The organism is Brevundimonas sp. ZS04 (assembly GCF_001956865.1).
GTDB classification, from domain to species: domain Bacteria; phylum Pseudomonadota; class Alphaproteobacteria; order Caulobacterales; family Caulobacteraceae; genus Brevundimonas; species Brevundimonas diminuta.
The window spans coordinates 113,701-134,787 of sequence record NZ_MTHE01000009.1 but is presented as its reverse complement, the minus strand read 5'-3'; the positions used below and the strand labels follow the sequence as shown (position 1 = coordinate 134,787).

The following is a 21,087-nucleotide window of genomic DNA, read 5'->3' as shown; positions in this document are numbered from 1 at the left end:
GACCGGGGGACCCAGCGGCGCGCGGGAGCGCGAAAGATCCACGCTCGACGGCCGCCCTAAGATCGCCTTCGGCGCCGCTGGGTCCCCCGGTTCCGCGCTGCGCGCGGCCCGGAGGATGACGAAAGAGGGGGAGCGGCATAGGCTGTGTGCATGGCGACCCATCGCACCTTCATCGCGACCTACATCATGGCGAGCGGGCGCAACGGGACGCTCTACGCCGGCTCGACCTCCAATCTGGAAAGCCGCGTGTGGAAGCACAGGACGCGCGCCTTTCCTGGCTTCACCGACGCCTATGACTGCACCCGTCTGGTCTGGTTCGAACAGCACGCCCTGATGCTTGATGCGATCCGGCGCGAGCGGCGCATCAAGAAATGGCTGCGCGACTGGAAACTGGCCCTGATCGAGAAGGCCAACCCGGACTGGCGCGATCTCGCGGCCGACTGGTTCCCCGATCCGACCTGGGCCCCGCCGCCGGGCGCTGACTGAGCCTCACCCCAGCACCGGCATCACCTCCACCCCGTCGCAGGGGAAGGGGTTCATGTGCGGGTGGTTCTCGAACAGGCGGGCGGCGGCCTCGTGGCTGTCGGCGCGCACGACCATGAAGACGGTCAGCAGGTTGACCACGTCGGTCACGGCGCCGTCGTCGTCGATGCGTTTGGTCGGGCCCAGCGGGCCGCCCTGAAAGACGATGGAGTCGCGGTGCGCCTCCTCCCAGGCGGCGACGGCGGCGACGCCGAGGCGGGCCGCCTCGGCCTGCGCGGCCTCGCTCATGGCGCGCCAGGCCCGCCATTTGGGGCCGGTCTTGTCGCTGGTGAAGACGGCCAGGTAATGGGTCTGCGCGCTCATCGAAGCCTCCCGTTTGCGCAAAGGGTCGGTCTTTCGTCGGCCGCGGGCAAGCGGGCCTGTCTATTCCTTCTCCCCTTGTGGGAGAAGGTGGGCCCGAAGGGCTCGGATGAGGGGTCTCTCCGAAATGTGATGGCGGGGCTATGGGGTTCACGTCCCGCAACCCCTCATCCGTCAGGCTCCGCCTGCCACCTTCTCCCACAAGGGGAGAAGGATAAGGCGCGCGCCTTCATATCAAGGCTTCGCAGCGCCTGATATTTCCCGCCTCCGCGCCCCGCTCGTCCTCATCTCCCCGCCCCACCTCCCGCCTCCCGCATCCTGGCCCTCGTCCCGTCGCAGGGGAGGGCTCGCTCGGCCGGCGAACCGAAGCGGCGGCGGGAGCGGAGAGAACGGGGTCCGTGTCGGATCGCCGGCCTCCCATCGCGCGCGCCGGGCAAGGGGAACCCCAGCGGAAGGCGGCGACGGTTCGGGCGGGCGGTTCAGGATGTCCTGCGGGCGGCGGAACGAGGCGAACGCCTCCAACGCCGTTCCGCGGCCTCAAGCCGTGCGCAAGCGCGACCGGCCGCAGACATCAGGACGCGGAGCCGACGGGGCCTAGCGACGGGGCGTTCGACCCGTCCGCCAGAGAGGCTCCGGCCAGGGTCGAGGGGGTTACTCGGACCGTTCCAGGACCGCGTCGTCGCGCGGCCTGCCCGTCATGGGCGCCGGGGGTAGCCGCGAACAACGGCGCCTGCCCCGAGCTCATGTCCGACTCTTCGCGCGGGGCGTCGGCCTTCGTCGAAACGGTAAATCACATCTTCTCCGGGCGAAGCCCCGGCGCCCCGCCCAGCCCTTCCGCCGCCCGGTCACGCCGAGGCGGACAGACGCGTTCCTTCTCCCCTTGCGGGAGAAGGGGGCCCGTCAGGGCCGGATGAGGGGTCTCTCCGAGGTCGGATGAAGGGCACGCTTAGACCGCCGCGCGACCCCTCATCCGTCAGCCTTCGGCTGCCACCTTCTCCCGCAGGGGGAGAAGGAAGACGCGCTCAAGTCGCGAGGGTCCGCGACCCGAGCATAGCGCGCTTAAATATGAATGGCGTGGCCCAGCGCCCGCAGGGACGCTTCGTGGAAGGCTTCGCCCAGCGTCGGGTGGACGTGGATGGTCCCGGCCACGTCCTCCAGCACCGCGCCCATCTCCAGCATCTGGGCGAAGCTGTTGGACAGCTCCGACACGTGCTGGCCGACGGCCTGAACGCCCAGCAGGCGGTGATCCGACTTCGAGGCGATGACGCGGACGAAGCCGCCGTCCTCGCCCGCCTCGATGGCCAGGGCGCGGCCGATGGCGGCGAAGGGGAAGACGGCCTGGATCACGTCGTCGCGGCCCTTGACGTCGTCGGGGCCGAGGCCCGCCGAGACGATCTCCGGCTCGGTGAAGCAGACGGCGGCGATCGCAGTCGGGTCGAAGACGCGATCATGTCCGGCGATGATTTCGGCCACGACCTCGCCCTGGGCAGAGCCCTTGTGCGCCAGCATGGGCTCGCCGGTCAGGTCGCCGATGGCCCAGACGTTCTTCATGCTGGTGGCGCAGCGATTGTCGATCTTCACGAACGGGCCGTTCATGGCCACGCCCATGTTCTCCAGGCCCCAGCCCTTCGTCCGCGCGCGGCGACCGACGGTGACCAGCACCTTGTCGGCGTCCAGCTGCATCGGATTGCCGTCCCTGTCGGTGACGTTCAGCTTGCCGTCCCCGAAACCGCCCGCGCGGGCGCCGAGCAGCAGCTGGACCCCGTGCTTCTCCAGCCATTTGGCGACCGGGTCGGTCAGGGCCTTGTCGTAGAGCGGCAGGATGCGCTCGGCCATCTCGACGATGGCCACCTCGGCGCCCAGCTTGCGGAAGGCGATGCCCAGCTCCAGGCCGATGTAGCCGCCGCCGACGACGACGAGCTTCTTGGGCACTTCCGGCAGGCTCAGGGCCTCGGTGGACGAGATCACGTCGCCGCCGAAGGGCAGGAAGGGCAGCTCGACCGGCTCCGACCCCGTGGCGAGGATGACGTGTTCGGCGGTGATGCGGATGTCGCCGTCATCGGTTTTGACGGTGCAGGTCTTGGCGTCCGAGAAGTCGGCCCAGCCCTTGATGACCTTGACCTTGGCCTTCTTCAACAGGGCGGCGACGCCGGCGTTCAGCTTCCTGACCACGCCGTCCTTCCACTCGACCGTCTTGGACAGGTCGATGGCCGGGGTCGAGGCGGTGATGCCCAGCGTGCCGTCGCCGGCGGCCTTGGCCACCGTCTCGAACTTGCCCGCAGCGTGGATGATGGCCTTGGACGGGATGCAGCCGACGTTCAGGCAGGTGCCGCCGAGACCGGGGGACGCATCCACCAGCACGGTCTCCAGCCCCAGCTGGCCGCAACGGATCCCCGCCACATAGCCGCCGGTCCCGGCGCCGATGATCAGGACTTTGGTTTTCAGGGTCTGGGTCACCTGTTCAGGCTCCTTAGTCGATCAGCTGCTACCCGAAGAGCTTCGGCGATACGCGGATCGTAGATGAAACGAGGTCCATCACTGTCGATGATTGACCAGCCAGAGTTCGGAAGAAGACGTGTCGGCAAGCCGTTGCGTCTCAGATAGAGCACCACGACCGTGCCGCGCTCGGGAGGAAAGAAGCCGCATTCCCTGTCTACGCCGTTGATATGCCGCATACGGTGGATCTTCTCGGGGCCGACAGTCCCTTTGATGATCGCCACGGTGCGCCAGGTTAGCCGTGCATGGTCGCGCGTGAGCCAAGCACGTCCATCGAGCCGAGCCAAAACGACACTGTCGGCTTGATCCCAATGCAAGCGCTGCCTTGCAAGATCTGCAGAAGGGTCAGCATCGAACATCACCGTGCAGGCGATGGTGGCGCTCGGTCCCAAGAGGCACAGTGTGAATGCGCCAAAGGCTGCTGCGAGCGACGTTCGCATCCCGCTCTACATCCACAATGTCGCCGGGTTCTCCAGCAGGTTTTTGATCTTCTGCACGAAGACCGCCGCGTCATGGCCGTCGACGATGCGGTGATCGAAGCTGGAGGACAGGTTCATCATCTTGCGCACGACCATCTGGCCGCCTCGCACGACGACGCGCTCCTCGATCTTGTTCGGACCGACGATGGCGACTTCGGGGTGGTTGATGATGGGCGTGTGCACCACGCCGCCGAGCGTGCCCAGCGAGGTGATGGTGATGGTCGAGCCGCTGAGCTCCTCGCGCTTGGCGCTGCCGTCCTTGGCGGCGCTTGAGACGCGGGCGATCTCCTCGGCTGTATCGTAGGCGTCGCGCGCCTCGGCGTGGCGGACGACCGGGACCATCAGGCCGTTCGGCGTCTGGGCGGCGATGCCCAGATGGACGGCGTTGTGCTGGGTCAGCACGCCCGCCTCGTCGTCGTAGGTGGCGTTGATGTTCGGCTGGTCCTTCAGGGCCACGACAATGGCGCGGGCGATGAAGGGCAGGACGTTCAGCTTGGCCTTACCCGTGCCCTTGTTCTGGGCGTTCAGGTGGGCGCGCAGCTCTTCCACCGCCGTCATGTCGATGTCCTCGACATAGGTGATGTGCGGGATGCGACGGACGCTCTCGGCCATCTTCTCCGCGATCTTGCGGCGCAGGCCGATGATGCGGACTTCGTTGGCACCCTCGGCTTTGGCGTAGAGCGAACCGCCCGAGGCCGTGGCCGGGGCGAACGTGCCGCCGCGTGCGACGAAGGCGTCCAGATCGGCGTGCTCGATGCGGCCCGCGGGGCCGCTGCCCGGCACGAAGACCAGATCGATCCCCAGATCACGCGCGCGGTTGCGTACGGCGGGGGAAGCCAGCGGGCGCTCGCCCGGTTGACGGCCGGTCAGGGCCGGAACGGGCTTGGCGTCGGCCTTGGGCGCAGCCGCAGGCTTGGCGGCCGGCGCGGCGACAGGCGCCGGCGCAGCCTTCTCGGCCTTGGCGGCGGGCGCCGGAGCGGCGGCGGGGGCTTCGGCGACATTGCCCTTGCCTTCGACCTTGAAGCTGACCAGCGGGCCGCCGACGGCGATCTGCTGACCGGCTTCGCCGTGCAGGGCGACGACGACGCCGGAGACCGGGCTGGTCAGTTCGACCGTCGCCTTGTCGGTCATGACCTCGGCCAGGATCTGGTCTTCCTCGACCGCATCGCCGACCTTGACGTGCCAGCCGACCAGTTCGGCCTCGGCCGTGCCTTCGCCCACGTCGGGCAGTTTGAAGACGTGGTTCGCGCCGGCGGCGACGACGGGCGCCGCAGCGGCTTCAGCCTTGGGCGCTTCGACGGCGACCGGAGCGGGCTCAGGGGCAGCGGCGACGGGCGCGGCGGCGGGTTCCTCGGCGGCGGCGTTGCCTTCGCCCTCGACCTCGAACTCGGCCAGCGGGCCGCGCACGGCCATCATCTGGCCGGGCTCGCCGTGCAGGGCGGTGACGACGCCCGCGACCGGGCTGGTCAGTTCAACCGTGGCCTTGTCGGTCATGACGTCGGCGACGATCTGATCCTCGGCGACCGTATCGCCGACCTTGACGTGCCAGCCGACGAGCTCGGCTTCGGCGGTGCCTTCGCCCACGTCGGGCAGCTTGAATACGTAACGACCCATCTTAGCGACCTCCCGTCATGACGGCTTTCAGCGCGTCGGCGACCCGCTGCGGTCCGGGGAAATATTCCCATTCAAAGGCGTGCGGATAGGGCGTGTCCCAGCCGGTCACGCGCGCCACCGGCGCCTCCAGGTGATAGAAGCAGCGCTCCTGAACCAGGGCGCTTAGTTCGCCGCCGAAGCCCGATGTTTTCGGCGCCTCGTGCACGATGACGCAGCGGCCGGTCTTCTTGACCGAGGCCTCGATGGCCTCGATGTCCAGCGGGACCAGGGTGCGCAGGTCGATGACCTCCGCGTCCACGCCCGCATGTTCGGCGCCCGCCAGCGCCACCCAGACCATGGTGCCGTAGGCCAGGATGGTGACGTCGGCGCCTTCCTTCATCACCCGGGCCTTGCCGATCGGCTCGACGTATTTGCCGGTCGGGACCTGGGCAAGTTCCTGCGCCTTCCACGGGCTGACCGGCTTTTCGTGCCAGCCGTCGAAGGGGCCGTTGTAGAGGCGCTTGGGCTCGAAGAAGATGACCGGATCGTCGTCCTCGATCGCCGCCAGCAACAGGCCCTTGGCGTCATAGGGGTTGGACGGGATCACCACCTTCAGACCGGCGATGTGGGTGAACAGGCTTTCGGGCGACTGGCTGTGCGTCTGGCCCCCGAAGATGCCGCCGCCGTAGGGGCTGCGCACCACCATCGGCGTGGTGAACTGGCCGCCCGAGCGATAGCGCATCTTGGCCGCTTCGGAGACGATCTGGTCGTAGGCCGGATAGATGTAGTCGGCGAACTGGATCTCGACGACCGGGCGCAGGCCATAGGCGGCCATGCCGATGGCCGTGCCGACGATGCCGGATTCCGAGATCGGGGCGTCGAAGCTGCGGTTCAGGCCGTGCTTCTTCTGCAGGTGGTCGGTGACGCGGAAGACGCCGCCGAAATAGCCCGCGTCCTCGCCGTAGGAGACGACGGTGGGGTCTTCGGCCATCTTGACGTCCAGGGCCGAGTTCAGGGCCTGGATCATGTTCATCGCGGCGATAGCGGGCGCGTCCGGGGCGACCGACGCCGGGGCGTCCTTCTGGTCGACCATGTCGGCTTCAATCTTGTCGTTGATCTCGGCCATCACTCAGACTCCTACTTCGCGGCGCTGTTCGACCAGACGCCAGTCCTCGGTCGCATAGACCTCCTCGAACATGGTCTTCACGCTGGGGCGCGATTGGCCCAGGGTGCCGATGGCCTCGGATTCCTTGGCGGCGGCGCGGACTTTCTCGACCGCTTCCTTCTCGGCTTCTTCCTGCTGTTCGTCCGACCATTCGCCCAGACCGATCAGGTGCTGCTTCAGGCGGGCGATCGGATCGCCCAGCGGCCACTTCTCGTGTTCGTCGCCGGGGCGATAGCGGCTGGGGTCGTCCGAGGTCGAGTGCGGGGCGCCGCGATAGGTGAACAGCTCGATGATCGTCGCGCCTTGGTTGGTGCGGGCGCGTTCCTCGGCCCACTGGGTCGCGGCCCAGACGGCCAGGAAGTCATTGCCGTCGACGCGCAGGGCGGGCAGGCCGTAGCCGATGCCTTTGGACGCGAAGGTGGTCTCAAGCCCGCCGGCGATGCCCTGGAAGGACGAGATGGCCCACTGGTTGTTGACGATGTTCAGGATGACCGGCGCGCGATAGACGGCGGCGAAGGTCAGGGCCGAGTGGAAGTCGCTTTCGGCCGTCGAGCCGTCGCCGATCCAGGTGATGGCGATCTTGTCGTCGCCGCGGATGGCCGAGGCCATGCCCCAGCCCACGGCCTGAACATACTGCGTGCCCAGATTGCCCGAGATGGTGAAGAAGCCGTAGTCCTTGGCCGAATACATGATCGGCAGCTGGCGGCCCTTGATGGGGTCTTCGGCGTTCGAATAAATCTGGTTCATCATGGTCGCGAGCGGATAGTCGCGCGCGATCAACAGGCCCTGCTGGCGATAGGTGGGGAAGCCCATGTCCTCGCGGCTCAGGATCATGCCCTGGGCGACCGCGATGGCCTCTTCGCCGGTGCACTTCATATAGAAGCTGGTCTTGCCTTGGCGGTGGGCGCGGTGCATTCGGTCGTCGAAGGCGCGCGTCAGGATCATGGCCTTCAGGCCGCGACGCATCGTCTCAGGGTCCAGCTTGGGATCCCACGGGCCCACGGCCTTGCCTTCATCGTCCAGCACGCGGATCAGGCGGAAGGCGAGATCGCGCATCTCGGCGGGCGCCGTGCTGACCTCCGGGCGGTCGACGGCGCCCGGCGCATCGAGCTTCAGGTGGCTGAAATCAGGCGTGTCGCCCGGCCGACCCGAAGGCTCCGGCACGCGCAGCGACAGCGTCGGGGTGTTCTTCATCAATGCCTCCCGTCCGGTTGAACCGGCCGCGTTTCCTTATGGATGAGGGCATAGCATGGCGTATGATTGTTGGCTCTCCTAAAAATACCCTTGCCAAATGGCGTTTTGGGGTATTTTATTGCGCAGAAAGCTAATTCGGAGAAAGCCTTTGGCCGACGACCTCGACCCTATCGACGCGCGCATCCTCGACATCCTTCAACAGGACGCAGGCCTGTCTGTCGCCGAGGTCGCCGATCGCGTCGGCCTGTCAGCCTCGCCGTGCTGGCGCCGGATCAAGAGACTGGAGGACTCTGGCCTGATACGCAAGCGTGTCACGCTATTGGACGCCGGTCTTCTGGGCCTGGACTTCGAGGTCTACGCCATCGTCAAGCTGAGCCTGCCGACCCGCGACAACCTGCAGATCTTCGAACAGGCCGTCGAAAGCTGGCCCGAAGTGGTGCAGTGCGCCACCATCACGGGGCGCGAGGATTACGTCCTGCGCATCATCACCACCGACATGCACGCCTTCGACCAGTTCCTGCGCGACAAGCTGCTGACGCTGGGCATCGTCTCCAACTGCGAGAGCCATATCGTCACGCGCGGGGTGAAGAACGTCACCACCCTGCCGCTGGGCATCATCACGCCGCATGTCGGCTGAGGTTGATTGCGCCGTCGCCTTTGGTCAGCTCAGGCGGTCGAAGGCGACGGCGTGAACCTTGTCCCGTCCCAGCAGGGCGGTCAGCGGCGGGACGGGAAACAGGCCTGCGATCGCTGGATCGCGCACGTCCAGCCCGCCGGTGAAGGCGCCGAAGGCGGGCAGGATCAGCCGCCGCCCGTCGGTGACGAAGCAGGGCCGGCGCACGCCCCGGCCATAGGCGGCGACGCGGGCTGCGGGATGCAGGTGGCCCGCGACCTCGCCCGGCGTAGGCTCGGCCTGCGGCTCATGGATCAGGAACAGGCCGCCCAGCGCCAGGGTCTCGACCACCCGACCGGGCAGGCGCTTGAAGGGATTGGCCAGCGCGCCGGCCAGGGCGTCCAGGTCGTGATTGCCCTCCAGCCAGATCCAGTCGCGCCCGGCGGCCAGGGTTTCCAGCCGCGTCAGCTGGGCGCCGTCCATACGCGACACCGCCTTTGAATCGTGGAAGCTGTCGCCCAGCAGGACGACCGTGCGCGGATCCAGCGCCTCGATCTCGGCCTCGAGCCTGGCCAGGGTCGCGGGGCTGTCATAGGGCGGCAGCATCTGCCCGCGCGCCGCGAAGGCCGAGCCCTTCTCCAGGTGCAGGTCCGAGGCGATCAGGGTCTGATGCGTCGGCAGCCACAGGGCGCCGGAGCAGCGCAGCACGCAAGGCTCGCCGTTGACCATCAGCTTGAGCCCGCCACACGGATGGCGGAACGGGGACAGGGCCGCGCGCAAGGCTGCGTTCATCGCCCTTCTCCCCTCGGGGGAGAAGGTGGGCGGCGGAGCCGCTCGGATGAGGGGGCTGTATCCGCAGGCAAAGCGCTAAACGACGAACACGCGGCTGGCGTCCCCCTCATCCGTCTTGCTCCGCAAGCCACCTTCTCCCCCAAGGGGAGAAGGACGCAGGATGTCATCACGCGGCCCCCTTTAGCGCCTCGGGCGCGTCTTCCATGACCTCGGCGATCAGGGCCTCGGCGCTTTCGTCCAGGATCATCTCGGCGGCGTCGCCTCCGACGCGCTCGCGCCCGATCTGCACCAGCACCGGCACGCTGAAGGGCGAGGGCCGGTCCAGCCTCTTGTGCACGATGCGGCCGTGAATGCGGCTCAGAAGCTGGCCCAGCCGCGCCACGTCCAACAGACCTGTCGCCGCATCCGCCCGCGCTGTCCTTAGCAACAGATGGTCCGGCTGATGCCGCCGCAGCACGTCGTAGATCAGGTCGGTCGAGAACGTCACCTGCCGCCCGGTCTTTTCCGCCCCCGGCTGGCGCTGCTCGATCAGGCCGGAGATCAGGGCGCAGTTGCGGAAGGACCGCTTCATCATGAAGCTCTCCTCCAGCCAGGCCTCCAGATCGTCGCCCAGCATGTCCGGCTCGAACAGGGCGTCCAGATCGAGGCCGTCCATCGGCCGGATCGACCAGATGGCCAGGGAATAGTCCGTCACCACAAAGCCCAGCGGCCCCACGCCCATCCGGTCCAGCCGCCGGGTCAGCAGCATGGCCAGGGTCGTATGCGCCAGCCGCCCCTCGAACGGATAGGCGACCAGGAAATGCCGCGTCCCGCGCGGAAAGGTCTCGACCAGCAGGGTCTCGGCTTCCGGGATGGCGCTGCGCAACGCTTGCAGTTCCAGCCACTCCTGCACGTCGGGCGGCAGGACGCGCCAGTGATCGCGGTCCTGCACCATGCGCCGCACCCGCTCGGCCAGCGACGTGCCCAGCGGGAATTTGGAGCCGCCGTAGGAGGGGATCTTCGGGTCTTTATCGACGGCGGGCGAGACCAGGGCGTCCGTCTTCACGATGCCCTGAAAGGCCCAGACCTGACCGCCGAAGACGAAGGTGTCGCCGGGCGTCATCTGCTCGAAATACCATTCCTCGGCCTCGCCGATCTTGCGCCCCGCGACCAGATGCTTGCCGCCTGCGCGCCGCCCGGCGACGCGCACGTTCAGATTGGCGGCCGAGACGATGGCGCCGACGTTCATCCGGTGCCGCTGGGCCATCTGGGCGTTGCGGACCGTCCATTTGCCGTCGCGGGTCCGCACGATGCGGGCGAAACGGTCGTAGGTTCGCAGCGCATAGCCGCCAGTGGCGACCAGATCGACCACCTCCTCGAACGCTTCATAGGTCAGGCCGCGATAGGGCCCCGCCGTCGTCACCTCGTCGAACAGATCGCTCAGGTCGAACGGCTCCGAACAGGCGCAGCCCATCACGTGCTGGGCCAGCGTATCCAGCGTGCCGGTATGCTCCGGCTCCCAGTCGAAGGCGTTTTCGGCCACGGCCTCGCGCGCCGCCTGGCACTCCAGCATTTCGAAACGGCTGGCGGGGACCATCAGGGCGCGCGAGGGCTCGTCCAGCCGGTGATTGGCGCGGCCGATGCGCTGGACCAGACGGCTGGCCCCCTTGGGCGCGGCCAGTTGGATGACCAGATCGACATCGCCCCAGTCGATGCCGAGGTCCAGCGTCGAGGTGCAGACCACGGCCTTCAGGTCGCCGCGCGCCATGGCCGCCTCGACCTTGCGCCTCTGCTCGGCGGCCAGGGAGCCGTGGTGCAGGGCGATCGGCAGGTCGTCCTCATTGATCGCCCACAGCGACTGGAAGACGAACTCGGCCTGCCAGCGGGTGTTGACGAAGATCAGGCTCAGCCCTGCGCGGCGGATGGCGTCATAGACTTCCGGGATGGCGTGGACGCCGGTGTGGCCCGCCCACGGCACGCGGCCTTCTGTGACCAGCACATCCACCACCGGCGGCGCGCCCGGATCGCCCAGCACAATGCGAACTCCTTCTCCCCTTGTGGGAGAAGGTGGGCCCGAAGGGCTCGGATGAGGGGTGTCTCCGGGGCGGGATGAAGAGGGTTCGGAAATGTCGCGAGACCCCTCATCCGTCAGGCTCCGCCTGCCACCTTCTCCCACAAGGGGAGAAGGCGAGAGCCACGCGGCGATCTTGCCCGGATCGTCCACCGTGGCGCTCAACGCCACCCGCCGCATCCCCGGCGCGAACGTCTGCAACCGCGCTAGCCCCAGCGCCAGCAGGTCGCCGCGCTTGCCGCTCCAGATGGCGTGGACCTCGTCCAGCACCACGCACTTCAGGTCGGCGAAATAGTCCCTCGCCCCTTCCCAGGCGCAGAACAGGGCCAGCTGCTCCGGCGTGGTCAGCAGGATGTCGGGCGGGAAGTCGCGCTGGCGCTGCTTCTTGGACTGTTTGGTATCGCCGGTGCGGCTCTCGACGTGGATGTTCAGCCCGATCTCGCGGATCGGCGTCATCAGGTTGCGCTCGACGTCGGTGGTCAAGGCCTTCAGCGGCGACAGATAGAGGGTGTGGACGCCCGACCCTGGTCCGGTCTGCGACCTCGGCCCCCGTTCGGCCAGATCGATCAGGCTGGGCAGGAAGCCCGCCAGCGTCTTGCCGCCGCCCGTCGGCGCCACCAGCAGGGCGTGCTGCCCGGTCTGCGCCGCCGCGACCATGTCGAGCTGATGCCGACGCGGCGACCAGCCCCGACCGGCGAACCAGTCGGCGAACAGGGGCGGAAGCGTTGCAGTGATCGGCGGCGTCACGACAGGCCTATAGCATGTTCCCGTTCCGTTTCGTCACCTCTGGCGCTATCTAGCGAGGGTGACTGTCGAATCCGCCGAGATCAGCACCGCGTCGTCGCTGACGTTCGACCTGCCGCCCGCGTTGGCTACGCCGCCGGGGGCCGGCGCCGTGTGCGACGATCAGGGCGCGCGAAAGATCGGGCGCGGCGCCGCCGAGGGCCTGTTCACGGGCGGAGCCGTCATCGTCGCCCACGCCGGACTGACTGCGCGGCGTCTGGGTCTGGCGCCGCCGCCGCGCTCGGTCGAGATGCTGGATGCGCTGGAGCTGTTCGCCTTCGTGCGTCCCGCCCGGTTCTGCGCGCCGTCGGCCACGGGCCTGGCGCTGGCGCTCGGGCGCGAGGAGCCGAGGGGGGCCGAGGCGCAGGCCGCCGCCCTGAGGGCCGCCGCCGCCGACCTGCTGGCCGAGCTGGCCGCGCCCGCCTATCCGGGGCGGGAGGAGGCCTACACGCTGGCCCTGACGCTGGAGCGGGCGGGCTGGGGCTGGGCGTCGCGGGTGCTTCAGGCCCTGCGCGCCGGGCCGTTGCGGAGCCGCCAGCAGCGCGGCTCGGGTCTCGACGTCTGGGCGCGTTTGCAGGAGTGGGAGGACGAGGCCCCGCGCGGCGAGGCCGGGTCGTCCCCCGTCGATTCCGAGAGCGCCCGCATCCGCCTGGACAAGCTGCTTCAGGCCTCGGGACTGGACGAGACGCGGCCCGCCCAGTCCGACTATGCGGCCGAGGCCGCCTACGCCTTTTCCCCCCGCAATGAGGAGGGCCGCCCGCGCGTCCTGCTGGCCGAGGCGGGGACCGGGACCGGCAAGACCCTGGGCTATCTGGCGCCCGCCAGCCTGTGGGCCGAGCGTAACGCAGGCGCAGCGTGGATCTCGACCTACACCCGCGCCCTGCAACGCCAGATCGACCGCGAAAGCCGCGCCCTGTGGCCCGATGAGGCCGAACGTCGCCGCAAGACGGTGGTCCGCAAGGGGCGCGAAAACTACCTGTGCCTGCTGAATCTTCAGGACATGGTGCAGGCGGCGCAGCTGGGGAACGGCGACCTGATCGGCATGGCCCTGGCCGCGCGCTGGGCCGCCCATACCCGCGACGGCGACATGACCGGGGGCGACTATCCCGGCTGGCTGTCCGGCCTCTATGCGACCGCGCCCATGCATCAGGCGGGCCCGGCCAATCTGGTCGACCGGCGCGGCGAGTGCGTCCACGCCGCCTGTCCCCACTATCGCCTGTGCTTCGTCGAAAAGACCATTCGCGCCAGCCGTCGAGCCGATCTGGTGGTGGCCAATCATGCGCTGGTGATGACGCAAGCCGCCTTCGACGGCGCCCGCACGGCGCGCGGACTCAAGCAGGACGGCGAGACGGCGGCGCTGAAGCGCATCGTCTTTGACGAGGGCCACCACCTGTTCGACGCCGCCGACAGCGCTTTCTCAGCGTGTCTGTCGGGGCAGGAGGCGGCCGAGCTGCGCCGCTGGATCCGCGGGCCGGAAGGGCGCGGCCGTCGCGGGCGGGGGCTTGAACAGCGGCTGGGCGACCTGACCGCCGACAATGAAGCCGCCGCTAAGGCTCTGAAGGACGCGCTGCAGGCCGCCGCCCAACTGCCCGGCGAAGGGGTGTCGGGCCGTATCGCCCCGGCGTCGGGCGAAGTGAACCCCATCGGGCCGATCGAGCGGTTTCTGGTCGCGGCGCTGGAGCAGCTGCGCGCCCGCGCGGCCGAGACCGGCGCCGCCGAGTTCGGCCTCGAATGCGCCCTGCGTCCCGTCGCCGAGCCGGTGCTTGAGGCCGCGCGCGAGGCCGCCCGCGCCATCGCCGCCGTCGAGGCGCCGCTGCTCGCCCTGTCGCGCCATCTGGAAGACATCCTCGACGAGGAGGCGGCCGAGCTGGACGGCGCCGCCCGCGCCCGCATCGAGGGCTCGCTGCGCGGGCTGGACCGGCGCGCGCGCATGACCCTGCCCGGCTGGTGTTCCATGCTGGCGGCGCTGGAGGAAGGGGGCGACGAACCCGATCCTGACTTCGTCGACTGGCTAAGCGCAGAAGCGGCTTTCGGCCGTATCCACGACGTGGCCCTGCGTCGCCACTGGATCGATCCGACCGTACCGCTGGAGGCGGCGGTGGTCATGCCGTCGCACGGGGTGCTGGTGACATCGGCCACCCTGACCGATCCGGCGGCGGAAGACCCCTTCGACCTCGCCCGGCTGCGGACCGGGGCCGCGCGCCTGATCGAACCGGCGCGCACGCTGAAGGTCGACAGCCCCTTCGATTATGCGACCAACAGCCGGGTCATCGTCGTCAATGACCTGGTCAAGGACGACCCGCGCCAGATCGCGGCGGCCATGCGCGAACTGTTCCTGGCGGCGGGCGGCGGAGGACTGGGTCTGTTCACCGCCATCCGGCGGCTGAAGGCGGTCTATGAGCGGCTGGGGCCCGAACTGGCGCGGGCGGGCCTGCCGCTCTACGCCCAGCACGTCGATCCGCTGGAGGTCGGAGCGCTGGTCGACGTCTTCAGGGCCGAGCGGGACAGCTGTCTGCTGGGCACCGACGCCGTGCGCGACGGGGTGGACGTGCCGGGCCGGTCCTTGCGCGTTCTGGCCTTCGACCGCGTGCCGTGGCCGCGCCCGGACCTGCTGCACAAGGCGCGGCGCGAGCGGTTCGGCACAGGCTCGGGGGGACGTTCGTGGGACGACGCCCTGGCGCGCGGGCGGATCGCTCAGGCGTTCGGCCGTCTGATCCGCCGGGCAGACGACCGGGGCGTCTTCGTCATGCTGGACGCCGCCTGCCCGACGCGCCTGTTCGCCGCCCTGCCGCCGGGGACGGAGGTCCTGCGCCTGGGCCTGGCCGAGACGGTGGAGTTGACCAAGGGCTTCCTGGCGGAGCAGACCGACTGACCATGTCGCGCACCACCCCCGCCACCGTCGCCCTGAGCAAGGCCGGCGTCGCCTTCGAACTGCACCCTTACGACTACGATCCCGATGCGCCGCGCGTGGGGTTGCAGGCGGCCGAGGCCCTCGGCTGGGCGCCCGAGCAGGTGTTCAAGACGCTGATGACCCTGGTGGACGCCAAGCCCGTCTGCGTCGTCGTGCCGTCCGACTGCGAGGTCAGCATGAAGAAGCTGGCCGCCGCCGCCGGGGGCAAGTCGGCGCAGATGATGAAGCCCGCCGACGCCGAGCGTCTGACCGGCTTCAAGGTCGGCGGCGTCAGTCCCTTCGGCCAGCGCAAGGCCGTCCCGACCTTCATCGACGAGACGGCGATCCTGTTCGACCGGGTGCTGATCAACGGCGGCCAGCGCGGCCTGCTGCTGGAGCTGGCGCCCGACGAGGCCGCGCGGGCCAGCGCGGCGACCTGGGCGGACCTGACCGCCTGATCGGCCTAGCTCTCGAACGTCACGACCACGCTGGCGGCGGAACGCTCGGCCTCGCCGTGAAACACCGCCTCGATGTTGTTGCCGTCCGGGTCCAGCAGGAAGGCGGCGTAGTAGCCGGGGTGATAGGGCCGCTCGCCCGGCGCGCCGTTGTCGGTTCCGCCCGCCGCCAGGCCCGCCTTGTGGAAGGCCTCGACCATGGCGCGATCCCTGGCCTGGAAGGCCAGGTGGCAACGGCCGGTCGGCCGACCCTGCGCCGCGATGCTGTCCACCGCCGAGACGAACAGCTCGTCGGCCCAGAAGAAGCGTTCGGCTTCGCCGGCGATCGGCACGCCAAGGGCCTCCAGCACCGCGCCGTAGAAGCGACGACTGGCCTCAAGGTCCGGCGTCACCAGTTGCAGATGATCGATCAGCCGACCGCGATGAAGCTGCTGCGTCTCCATGGTCTTCGTCTCCTGTCAGATTGCGATTCGAACGGACGGCAACCTGGCCTGTTCCTGCTGACAGGACGTGTCAGCAGCCTCGCGTCCTGCTAAAGCGCGCACATGACCGACACGAGCGCCGCCGCCCCGCATCACAGCCGCAAGGGGCTGATCATCCCCTTCGTCATCGTCGCCGTGGGCTTGGTCCTGTGGACCGGCTGGTGGTTCTTCCTGACCCAGCAGATCGAGCGCCGCATGGAGGCCAAGATCGCCGGGCTGAAGGAGAGCGGCTGGACCATCGAGCACGCCGGAATCGCCACCACCGGCTGGCCCATGCACGCGCGGGTGACGATCAAGCACCTGGACGTCGTCGCTCCGTCCGGCCATGCGATCGCGGCGCCCGAGATGATCGCCCAGGCCAACGCCTACAACCCCACGCGCTGGGTGCTGGCGGCGCCGAACGGCCTGACCGTCACGCGCGGCGAAAAGGGCAAGACCGCCATCCGCGCCGAGGGCATCCGCATGAGCGTGCACGGCCTGACCCAGCGGTGGCCCAATGTGGCTCTGGAGCTGGAGAAGCCGGTCTTCACCGCCCTGCCGGACGCCGAGCCCTTCCCGCTGAAGCAGGCGCGTCTGGTGCAGTTCTACATGCGGCCGCATCTGGTCGGCTCGGACACGCCGACCGATGACGTGGACGTGCTGTTCCGTCTGGTCGACGGCGAAGGGCGCGCGAACGGACCCATTGAAGGCTTCACCCAGTCGGGGATGCTGAACGCCCAGATCGAGGCGGTGATCGAAAAGGCCTCGGCCCTGCGCAAGGGGGCGGACGCCAAGGGGCTGCTGACCGCCTGGACGGCGGCGGGCGGACGCTTCATCGACGTGAAGGGCCAGCTTCAGGCGGGCGAGAGCAAGGCCTTCGTCTCCAGCGACGCCCTGTCGGCGGACGCCAAGGGGCGGCTGGAGGGTCAGGTCTTCGTGCGCGCCGAGAAGCCGCTGGCGGCCATCGTCGGCCTGGCGGGTGCCCAGCAGGGCGGTTCGTTGGACCGCGCGGCCGCCGCCAAGGCCGCCGCTGCCACACCTCAAGGCGGGACCGGCGACGACGGCCAGGGCGTGGAGCTGGCCATCCTGTTCCGCGGCGGCCGCACCTATCTGGGGCCGTTCGCCCTGGCGCCTGCGCCGCAGCTGTTCTGATGCTGACGGAGCCGCCCGCCGACGAAGCGCGCCTGTCGCTGGAGCGGGCCGTGGCTGAGGCCGTCCGCGCCCGGCTGGCGGCGGGGCCGCGCGGCTCGGTCGACGGCGACGCCATCGCCCTGCGCGCCGTTCTGCAAGGTGCGAGCCTGGCGGAAAAGGCGGCGGTGCGCGCCGTGCTGGGACGACTGGAAGCGGCGGACGGGCGGCCCTTGATCGCCTGCGGAGCGCTGTCGTCGGTGCTGGCGGCCGATCGCTGGGGGCTGGCGGCGCGGCCGATGGCCGAGGCGGACCAGGCCCTGATCGCCGTGCGCGACGGCGCGGCGCAGAAGATGCGCGCCCTGATCGATCTGTCGGCGCGGCCGTGGTGGGGGCGGCTGCTGGCCCTGCCCATGCTGAAGGTCATCGCGGCCCTGCCGGATGACGCGGCCGGGACGCCGCGCGCCCTGCTGGTCGGGACCGAGGCGCCGGGACCGACGGGCGACGACCGCACCTTCTGGGTCACGGACAGCGGCTGGCCGGATGCGCGTATCGTCGAGGCCCTGGGCCAGGCCGGTCTGGCGGCCGAATTTCTGTCGGGCGGAGGCGGGTTGAAGCTGTTCGTCCTGACGGGCTATGTGCAGGCGGAAGACGTCAGGCTGGACGGCGCGCCCGGCGGCCTGACCGGCGTCATCGGCGCCGCTCCCGTCTTCTGACAAATTGCGATCGGCAGGGGATGACGCGCGCATGACTGAAGCGAACCAGGCGCCGTCCGACGGCGCGCCTCAACCCAAGCGTGGCGTGCTGGACATCGCCCCCTATGTCGGCGGCAAGAGCGCCATCGCCGGGGTGGCCAAGCCGATCAAGTTGTCCTCCAACGAGAACGCTCTGGGCGCAGGCGAAAAGGCGCGCGAGGCCTTCGCCGCCGCCGTGTCCTCGATCCACCTCTATCCCGACGGCCGGGCCGACCGTCTGCGCGCGGCCGTGGCCGAGGCGCATGGGCTGGAGCCGGAACGACTGATTTTCGGCAACGGCTCGGACGAGGTCTTCGCCCTGCTGAACCAGACCTATCTGGAAGCCGGGGACAACATCGTTACCAGCCAGTACGCCTTCGTCGCCTATCAGATTTCAGCCCGCGCCTGTCAGGCCGAGGTCAGACTGGCGGCCGAACCGGATTTCCGTGCCGACGTCGACGCCATGCTGGCCCTGGTCGATGAGCGGACCAAGCTGGTCTATCTGTCCAACCCCGCCAATCCGACCGGCAGTTACGCCACGGGCGAGGAGATCCGCCGCCTGCACGCGGGCCTGCCCGCCCACGTCATCCTGGTGGTCGACGAAGCCTACGCCGAGTTCGTCACCGAACCGGACTGGGAGAGCGCCTTCGACCTGGCGCGCACGGCGTCCAACGTCGTCGTCACCCGCACCTTCTCCAAGCTGCACGGCCTGGGCGGCCTGCGAGTCGGCTTCGGCTATGCGCCGCTGGCGGTCGAGCAGGCCATCGACCGCATCCGCCTGCCGTTCAACGTCTCCGTGCCGGGGATCGAGGCGGCCATCGCCGCCCTGGGCGACGAGGCGCACCAGAAGGCCTCGCGCGATCTGGTGGCCGAGTGGCGGCCGCGCCTGATCCAGGCCGTGCGCGGCTTCGGGTTCGAGGTTCTGCCCGCCTCGGGCAACTTCATCCTGATCCGCTTCCCTGACGCGAAACGCCCAGCCTCGGCGGCGCAGGACTATCTGCAGTCCCGGGGGATCATCGTGCGCGGCGTGGCGAGCTACGGCCTGCCGGACTGCCTGCGGGTGACGGTCGGGACGGCGGACCAGAACCGCGCCGTCCTCGACGCCCTCAGCGAGTTCGCGGCGCGCTGACGCGTTAGGACTTAAGCGGACCATTGATCTGGATCGGGATGGATTATTCCCGATCGATAATGGTCTAGTCCCCGCTGTTGAAGCGCACCACGCCAATCACCCCGGCGCGCCAGATGTAGTCGTCCTCGATCAGGGGGCTGTCCTTGATGTCGCCCAGGCGCTGTTCGTAGTTGACGAAGGCGCCCATGCCGTAGCGATCGCCGATCGGGATGGCCAGCAGGGCCGCCGCCCCTGCCGCCGACAGTCCGCCCGAAGGTTCGAAGGCGGTCAAGCCGCTGCTCGCGGCCTCGGCGGCGCTGACGCCATAATAGCGCTGAACCCGCTCGTCGCTGGCGCCGCGCATATAGGCCATGGTCTGCAACAGGCCGACGCGAGTCACGCGCTGGTGGCTGATGGAGCCGTAGTATTCCATTCCGGCGTCGTCGCCGGTGGCGTCATGCTGGATACGGCCGCCCACGACGATATTCCCCGGCAGCCGTTTGAAGGCGTAGAGCGCCGCGTCGGCGCCCAGGTCCGGGCGATCCATGCCGTCGATGTCGCCTGCGGCGAAACGCGGACGCAACTGCACCCCCGCGTGGAAGCCGTCGCGCTTGACTGCATTCCAGCCCAGGCCGTCCAGACCGTTGGCGTAGACGATGTCGCGATAGGAGGCCGAGCCCCAGGCGGTGACGTTGGCCTCGTCGCTGTTGCTGCCGGTGGCGCTGAAGCCGCGCACGACGCCGCCGCCGACATCGACCTTCCACGTCTGAGGGGTCTCAGCCGGGATGAACGGTTGCGACTGCGCCAGGGCCGACACCGGCAGGACTGAGAGGGCCGCCGCCAGCAGCGCGAGGCGGAGAGGGCTGTGTGCGGTCATGAACGAGTCCTAGGTCAACAGCTGATGATATAGGGTCTCGCTCTCCAAAGCTTAGGTTTTGGGCGGCAACAAGGCGGTTGAGGCCGTTTCGATCCGGCTTTCCAATTCCGCCATGAAGGCGGCGCGCTTCAGCCCGGCCGGGATCGGCGGCAGGAACTCGAAAACGACCGTGCCCGGATAGCGTTTGAAGCCGTGAGCCGGCCAATGCACGCCCGAGTTGGTGGCGACCGGCCAGCAGGGCGCGTCCACGTCGCGATAGATGGCGGCGACGCCGGGCTTGTAGTCCGCCGGTTCGCCCGGCGTTGTGCGGGTGCCTTCGGGGAAGATCAGGATCTGACGACCCTCGGCCAGACGCGCGCGGGTCTGGCGCACCATGTCCTTCAGCGCCTTGGCGTGGGCGGCGCGGTCGACGGCGATCATCTTCGTCTTCCAGGCGAACCAGCCGAAGAAGGGCAGGGGCATCAGCTCCTTCTTCATCACGAAACAGGCGTCGTCCAGGAAGGCGAACGGGGCGATGACGTCCAGCATGCCCTGGTGCTTGGCGGCGATCAGGGCCGGGCCGGTCGGGCGATGCTCCAGCCCGCGCACCTCGACCTTGACCCCGGCGATCCAGCGCAGGCCGAACAGGACGAAGCGCGCCCACAGCTTGATCACCGCAATGGCGACGCCGTGCGGCATCAGCAGCGCCGGCGACAGGCCGATGGCGAACAGCGGCATCGACAGGTAGAGCCACAGGGTGAAGATCAGGGATCGGACGGTCGTCATGCGGCGGCCTTGTTCGGTTCGGAGGCGTCAGCGTCGACCTCGGCGGTCGGGCCGGGGCGTTCGGGGTGACGGCCGGTCAGGCGGTGCATCCCCTCGCGGCCGAGCACGGCTAGGTACTTCATGTATTCCAGCGTCATGCGCCGCGCCGTCTCGGTCGCGCGCCACCACCCGGCGTTGTCCAGCGACGGGGTGGAGACGGCGTAGGGCGTCAGCCGCACGCCCGGCGCGGCGCCGCGGATCTCCAGCAGGCTGCGCGGCATATGATAGTCGGAGGTGACGACGATCAGGTCGTCATAGCCCTTGGACCGCGCCCAGGCGGCGATCTCCTGGGCGTTGCCGACGGTGTTCTCGGCCTCGAAGCCCAGGTCGACGCAGCAGTTGAACAGCTTGCTGGAGCCCGGCGTCAGGGCGCGCAGCTCCTGGCGGCGGACTTCACGGTTGACGCCCGAGATCAGCAGCCGGTCGCCCTTGCCCTGTTCCAGCAGGCGGATGGCGGCGTTGACGCGCTCGGCCGACGGCCCGGTCAGAGAGACAATGGCGTCGGCGCGCGCGGGGTCGGGCGCAGGCGTGAAGCCGCGCACCCGTTCGGCGAAGACGAACAGGCCCGTCAGCCACATCAGCGCCACCACGGCGATCAGCGTCAGGAACTTCATAGGAGACT

19 protein-coding genes are annotated in these 21,087 nt (G+C 69.1%); 7 read left to right on the top strand and 12 right to left on the bottom strand.

Annotated features, from left to right (window positions below; all coding sequences use genetic code 11):
* Nucleotides 1-150 precede the first annotated feature (150 nt).
* On the top strand, nt 151-486 hold the full coding sequence (locus BJP32_RS12550; protein ID WP_076224361.1) for a GIY-YIG nuclease family protein: 336 nt from the start codon (nt 151-153) through the stop codon (nt 484-486).
* Between the two features lie 3 nt (nt 487-489).
* Here BJP32_RS12550 and BJP32_RS12545 read toward each other — a convergent pair whose 3' ends face one another.
* The 6 genes from BJP32_RS12545 to BJP32_RS12525 all read right to left on the bottom strand — a co-directional run bounded on the left by BJP32_RS12545 (nt 490) and on the right by BJP32_RS12525 (nt 7,770).
* A complete protein-coding gene (locus tag BJP32_RS12545; RefSeq protein ID WP_076224360.1) occupies nt 490-846 on the bottom strand; it encodes a YciI family protein in 357 nt (118 codons plus the stop codon).
* 1,056 nt (nt 847-1,902) lie between these two features.
* Nucleotides 1,903-3,300, bottom strand: a complete 1,398-nt coding sequence (gene lpdA, locus BJP32_RS12540; RefSeq protein WP_076224358.1) for a dihydrolipoyl dehydrogenase — start codon at nt 3,298-3,300, stop codon at nt 1,903-1,905.
* Nucleotides 3,297-3,779, bottom strand: coding sequence for a hypothetical protein (locus BJP32_RS17175; protein ID WP_143255470.1), 483 nt, complete (start codon nt 3,777-3,779; stop codon nt 3,297-3,299). The genes lpdA and BJP32_RS17175 overlap by 4 nt, the downstream gene beginning before the upstream one ends.
* 6 nt (nt 3,780-3,785) lie before the next feature.
* Nucleotides 3,786-5,432 carry a 2-oxo acid dehydrogenase subunit E2 gene (locus BJP32_RS12535; protein ID WP_076224357.1) on the bottom strand — a complete coding sequence of 549 codons (1,647 nt, stop codon included), beginning with the start codon at nt 5,430-5,432 and terminating at the stop codon, nt 3,786-3,788.
* 1 nt (nt 5,433) lies between these two features.
* Nucleotides 5,434-6,504 (bottom strand): alpha-ketoacid dehydrogenase subunit beta, encoded by a 1,071-nt coding sequence (locus BJP32_RS12530; RefSeq protein WP_369822413.1) that lies wholly within the window; start codon nt 6,502-6,504, stop codon nt 5,434-5,436.
* Nucleotides 6,505-6,540: 36 nt separating this feature from the next.
* On the bottom strand, nt 6,541-7,770 hold the full coding sequence (locus BJP32_RS12525; protein WP_046652390.1) for a 3-methyl-2-oxobutanoate dehydrogenase (2-methylpropanoyl-transferring) subunit alpha: 1,230 nt from the start codon (nt 7,768-7,770) through the stop codon (nt 6,541-6,543).
* A 148-nt stretch (nt 7,771-7,918) separates the two neighbouring features.
* Between BJP32_RS12525 and BJP32_RS12520 the strand changes: the two genes are divergently transcribed.
* The gene (locus BJP32_RS12520) at nt 7,919-8,407 is read left to right on the top strand and encodes an Lrp/AsnC family transcriptional regulator (protein WP_003166242.1); all 489 of its coding nucleotides are present in this window, start codon (nt 7,919-7,921) and stop codon (nt 8,405-8,407) included.
* A gap of 24 nt (nt 8,408-8,431) precedes the next feature.
* Here the strand turns inward: BJP32_RS12520 and pdeM are convergent, their stop codons facing one another.
* Complete coding sequence (gene pdeM, locus BJP32_RS12515; protein WP_076224355.1) at nt 8,432-9,175, bottom strand: ligase-associated DNA damage response endonuclease PdeM; 744 nt, start codon at nt 9,173-9,175, stop codon at nt 8,432-8,434.
* 166 nt (nt 9,176-9,341) lie between these two features.
* Nucleotides 9,342-11,972, bottom strand: a complete 2,631-nt coding sequence (locus BJP32_RS12510) for a ligase-associated DNA damage response DEXH box helicase (RefSeq protein WP_076224354.1) — start codon at nt 11,970-11,972, stop codon at nt 9,342-9,344.
* A 58-nt stretch (nt 11,973-12,030) separates the two neighbouring features.
* Between BJP32_RS12510 and BJP32_RS12505 the strand changes: the two genes are divergently transcribed.
* Both BJP32_RS12505 and ybaK read left to right on the top strand, forming a co-directional pair.
* Nucleotides 12,031-14,880, top strand: coding sequence for an ATP-dependent DNA helicase (locus BJP32_RS12505; protein ID WP_046652385.1), 2,850 nt, complete (start codon nt 12,031-12,033; stop codon nt 14,878-14,880).
* 2 nt (nt 14,881-14,882) lie between these two features.
* On the top strand, nt 14,883-15,356 hold the full coding sequence (gene ybaK, locus BJP32_RS12500; RefSeq protein ID WP_046652383.1) for a Cys-tRNA(Pro) deacylase: 474 nt from the start codon (nt 14,883-14,885) through the stop codon (nt 15,354-15,356).
* Nucleotides 15,357-15,361: 5 nt separating this feature from the next.
* Here ybaK and BJP32_RS12495 read toward each other — a convergent pair whose 3' ends face one another.
* Nucleotides 15,362-15,796: a VOC family protein gene (locus BJP32_RS12495; RefSeq protein WP_046652382.1), complete on the bottom strand. Its 435-nt coding sequence runs from the start codon at nt 15,794-15,796 to the stop codon at nt 15,362-15,364.
* A gap of 102 nt (nt 15,797-15,898) precedes the next feature.
* Between BJP32_RS12495 and BJP32_RS12490 the strand changes: the two genes are divergently transcribed.
* Genes BJP32_RS12490 through hisC form a run of 3 tightly spaced genes read left to right on the top strand, consistent with a single transcriptional unit; the run spans nt 15,899 to nt 18,805 of the window.
* Nucleotides 15,899-16,966 (top strand): DUF2125 domain-containing protein, encoded by a 1,068-nt coding sequence (locus BJP32_RS12490; protein WP_046652380.1) that lies wholly within the window; start codon nt 15,899-15,901, stop codon nt 16,964-16,966.
* Complete coding sequence (locus BJP32_RS12485) at nt 16,966-17,658, top strand: hypothetical protein (protein WP_046652379.1); 693 nt, start codon at nt 16,966-16,968, stop codon at nt 17,656-17,658. Before BJP32_RS12490 ends, BJP32_RS12485 begins: the two co-directional genes overlap by 1 nt.
* Nucleotides 17,659-17,689: 31 nt before the next feature.
* A complete protein-coding gene (gene hisC / locus BJP32_RS12480) occupies nt 17,690-18,805 on the top strand; it encodes a histidinol-phosphate transaminase (protein ID WP_046652378.1) in 1,116 nt (371 codons plus the stop codon).
* Nucleotides 18,806-18,869: 64 nt separating this feature from the next.
* On the opposite strand, the gene BJP32_RS12475 is transcribed toward hisC, so the two are convergent.
* Genes BJP32_RS12475 through BJP32_RS12465 form a run of 3 tightly spaced genes read right to left on the bottom strand, consistent with a single transcriptional unit; the run spans nt 18,870 to nt 21,079 of the window.
* The gene (locus BJP32_RS12475; RefSeq protein ID WP_046652376.1) at nt 18,870-19,661 is read right to left on the bottom strand and encodes a MipA/OmpV family protein; all 792 of its coding nucleotides are present in this window, start codon (nt 19,659-19,661) and stop codon (nt 18,870-18,872) included.
* A 51-nt stretch (nt 19,662-19,712) separates the two neighbouring features.
* Entirely contained in the window at nt 19,713-20,426 is a 714-nt protein-coding gene (locus tag BJP32_RS12470) for a 1-acyl-sn-glycerol-3-phosphate acyltransferase (RefSeq protein ID WP_003166234.1), read from the bottom strand.
* A complete protein-coding gene (locus BJP32_RS12465) occupies nt 20,423-21,079 on the bottom strand; it encodes a YdcF family protein (protein ID WP_046652375.1) in 657 nt (218 codons plus the stop codon). Before BJP32_RS12465 ends, BJP32_RS12470 begins: the two co-directional genes overlap by 4 nt.
* Nucleotides 21,080-21,087: the final 8 nt, after the last annotated feature.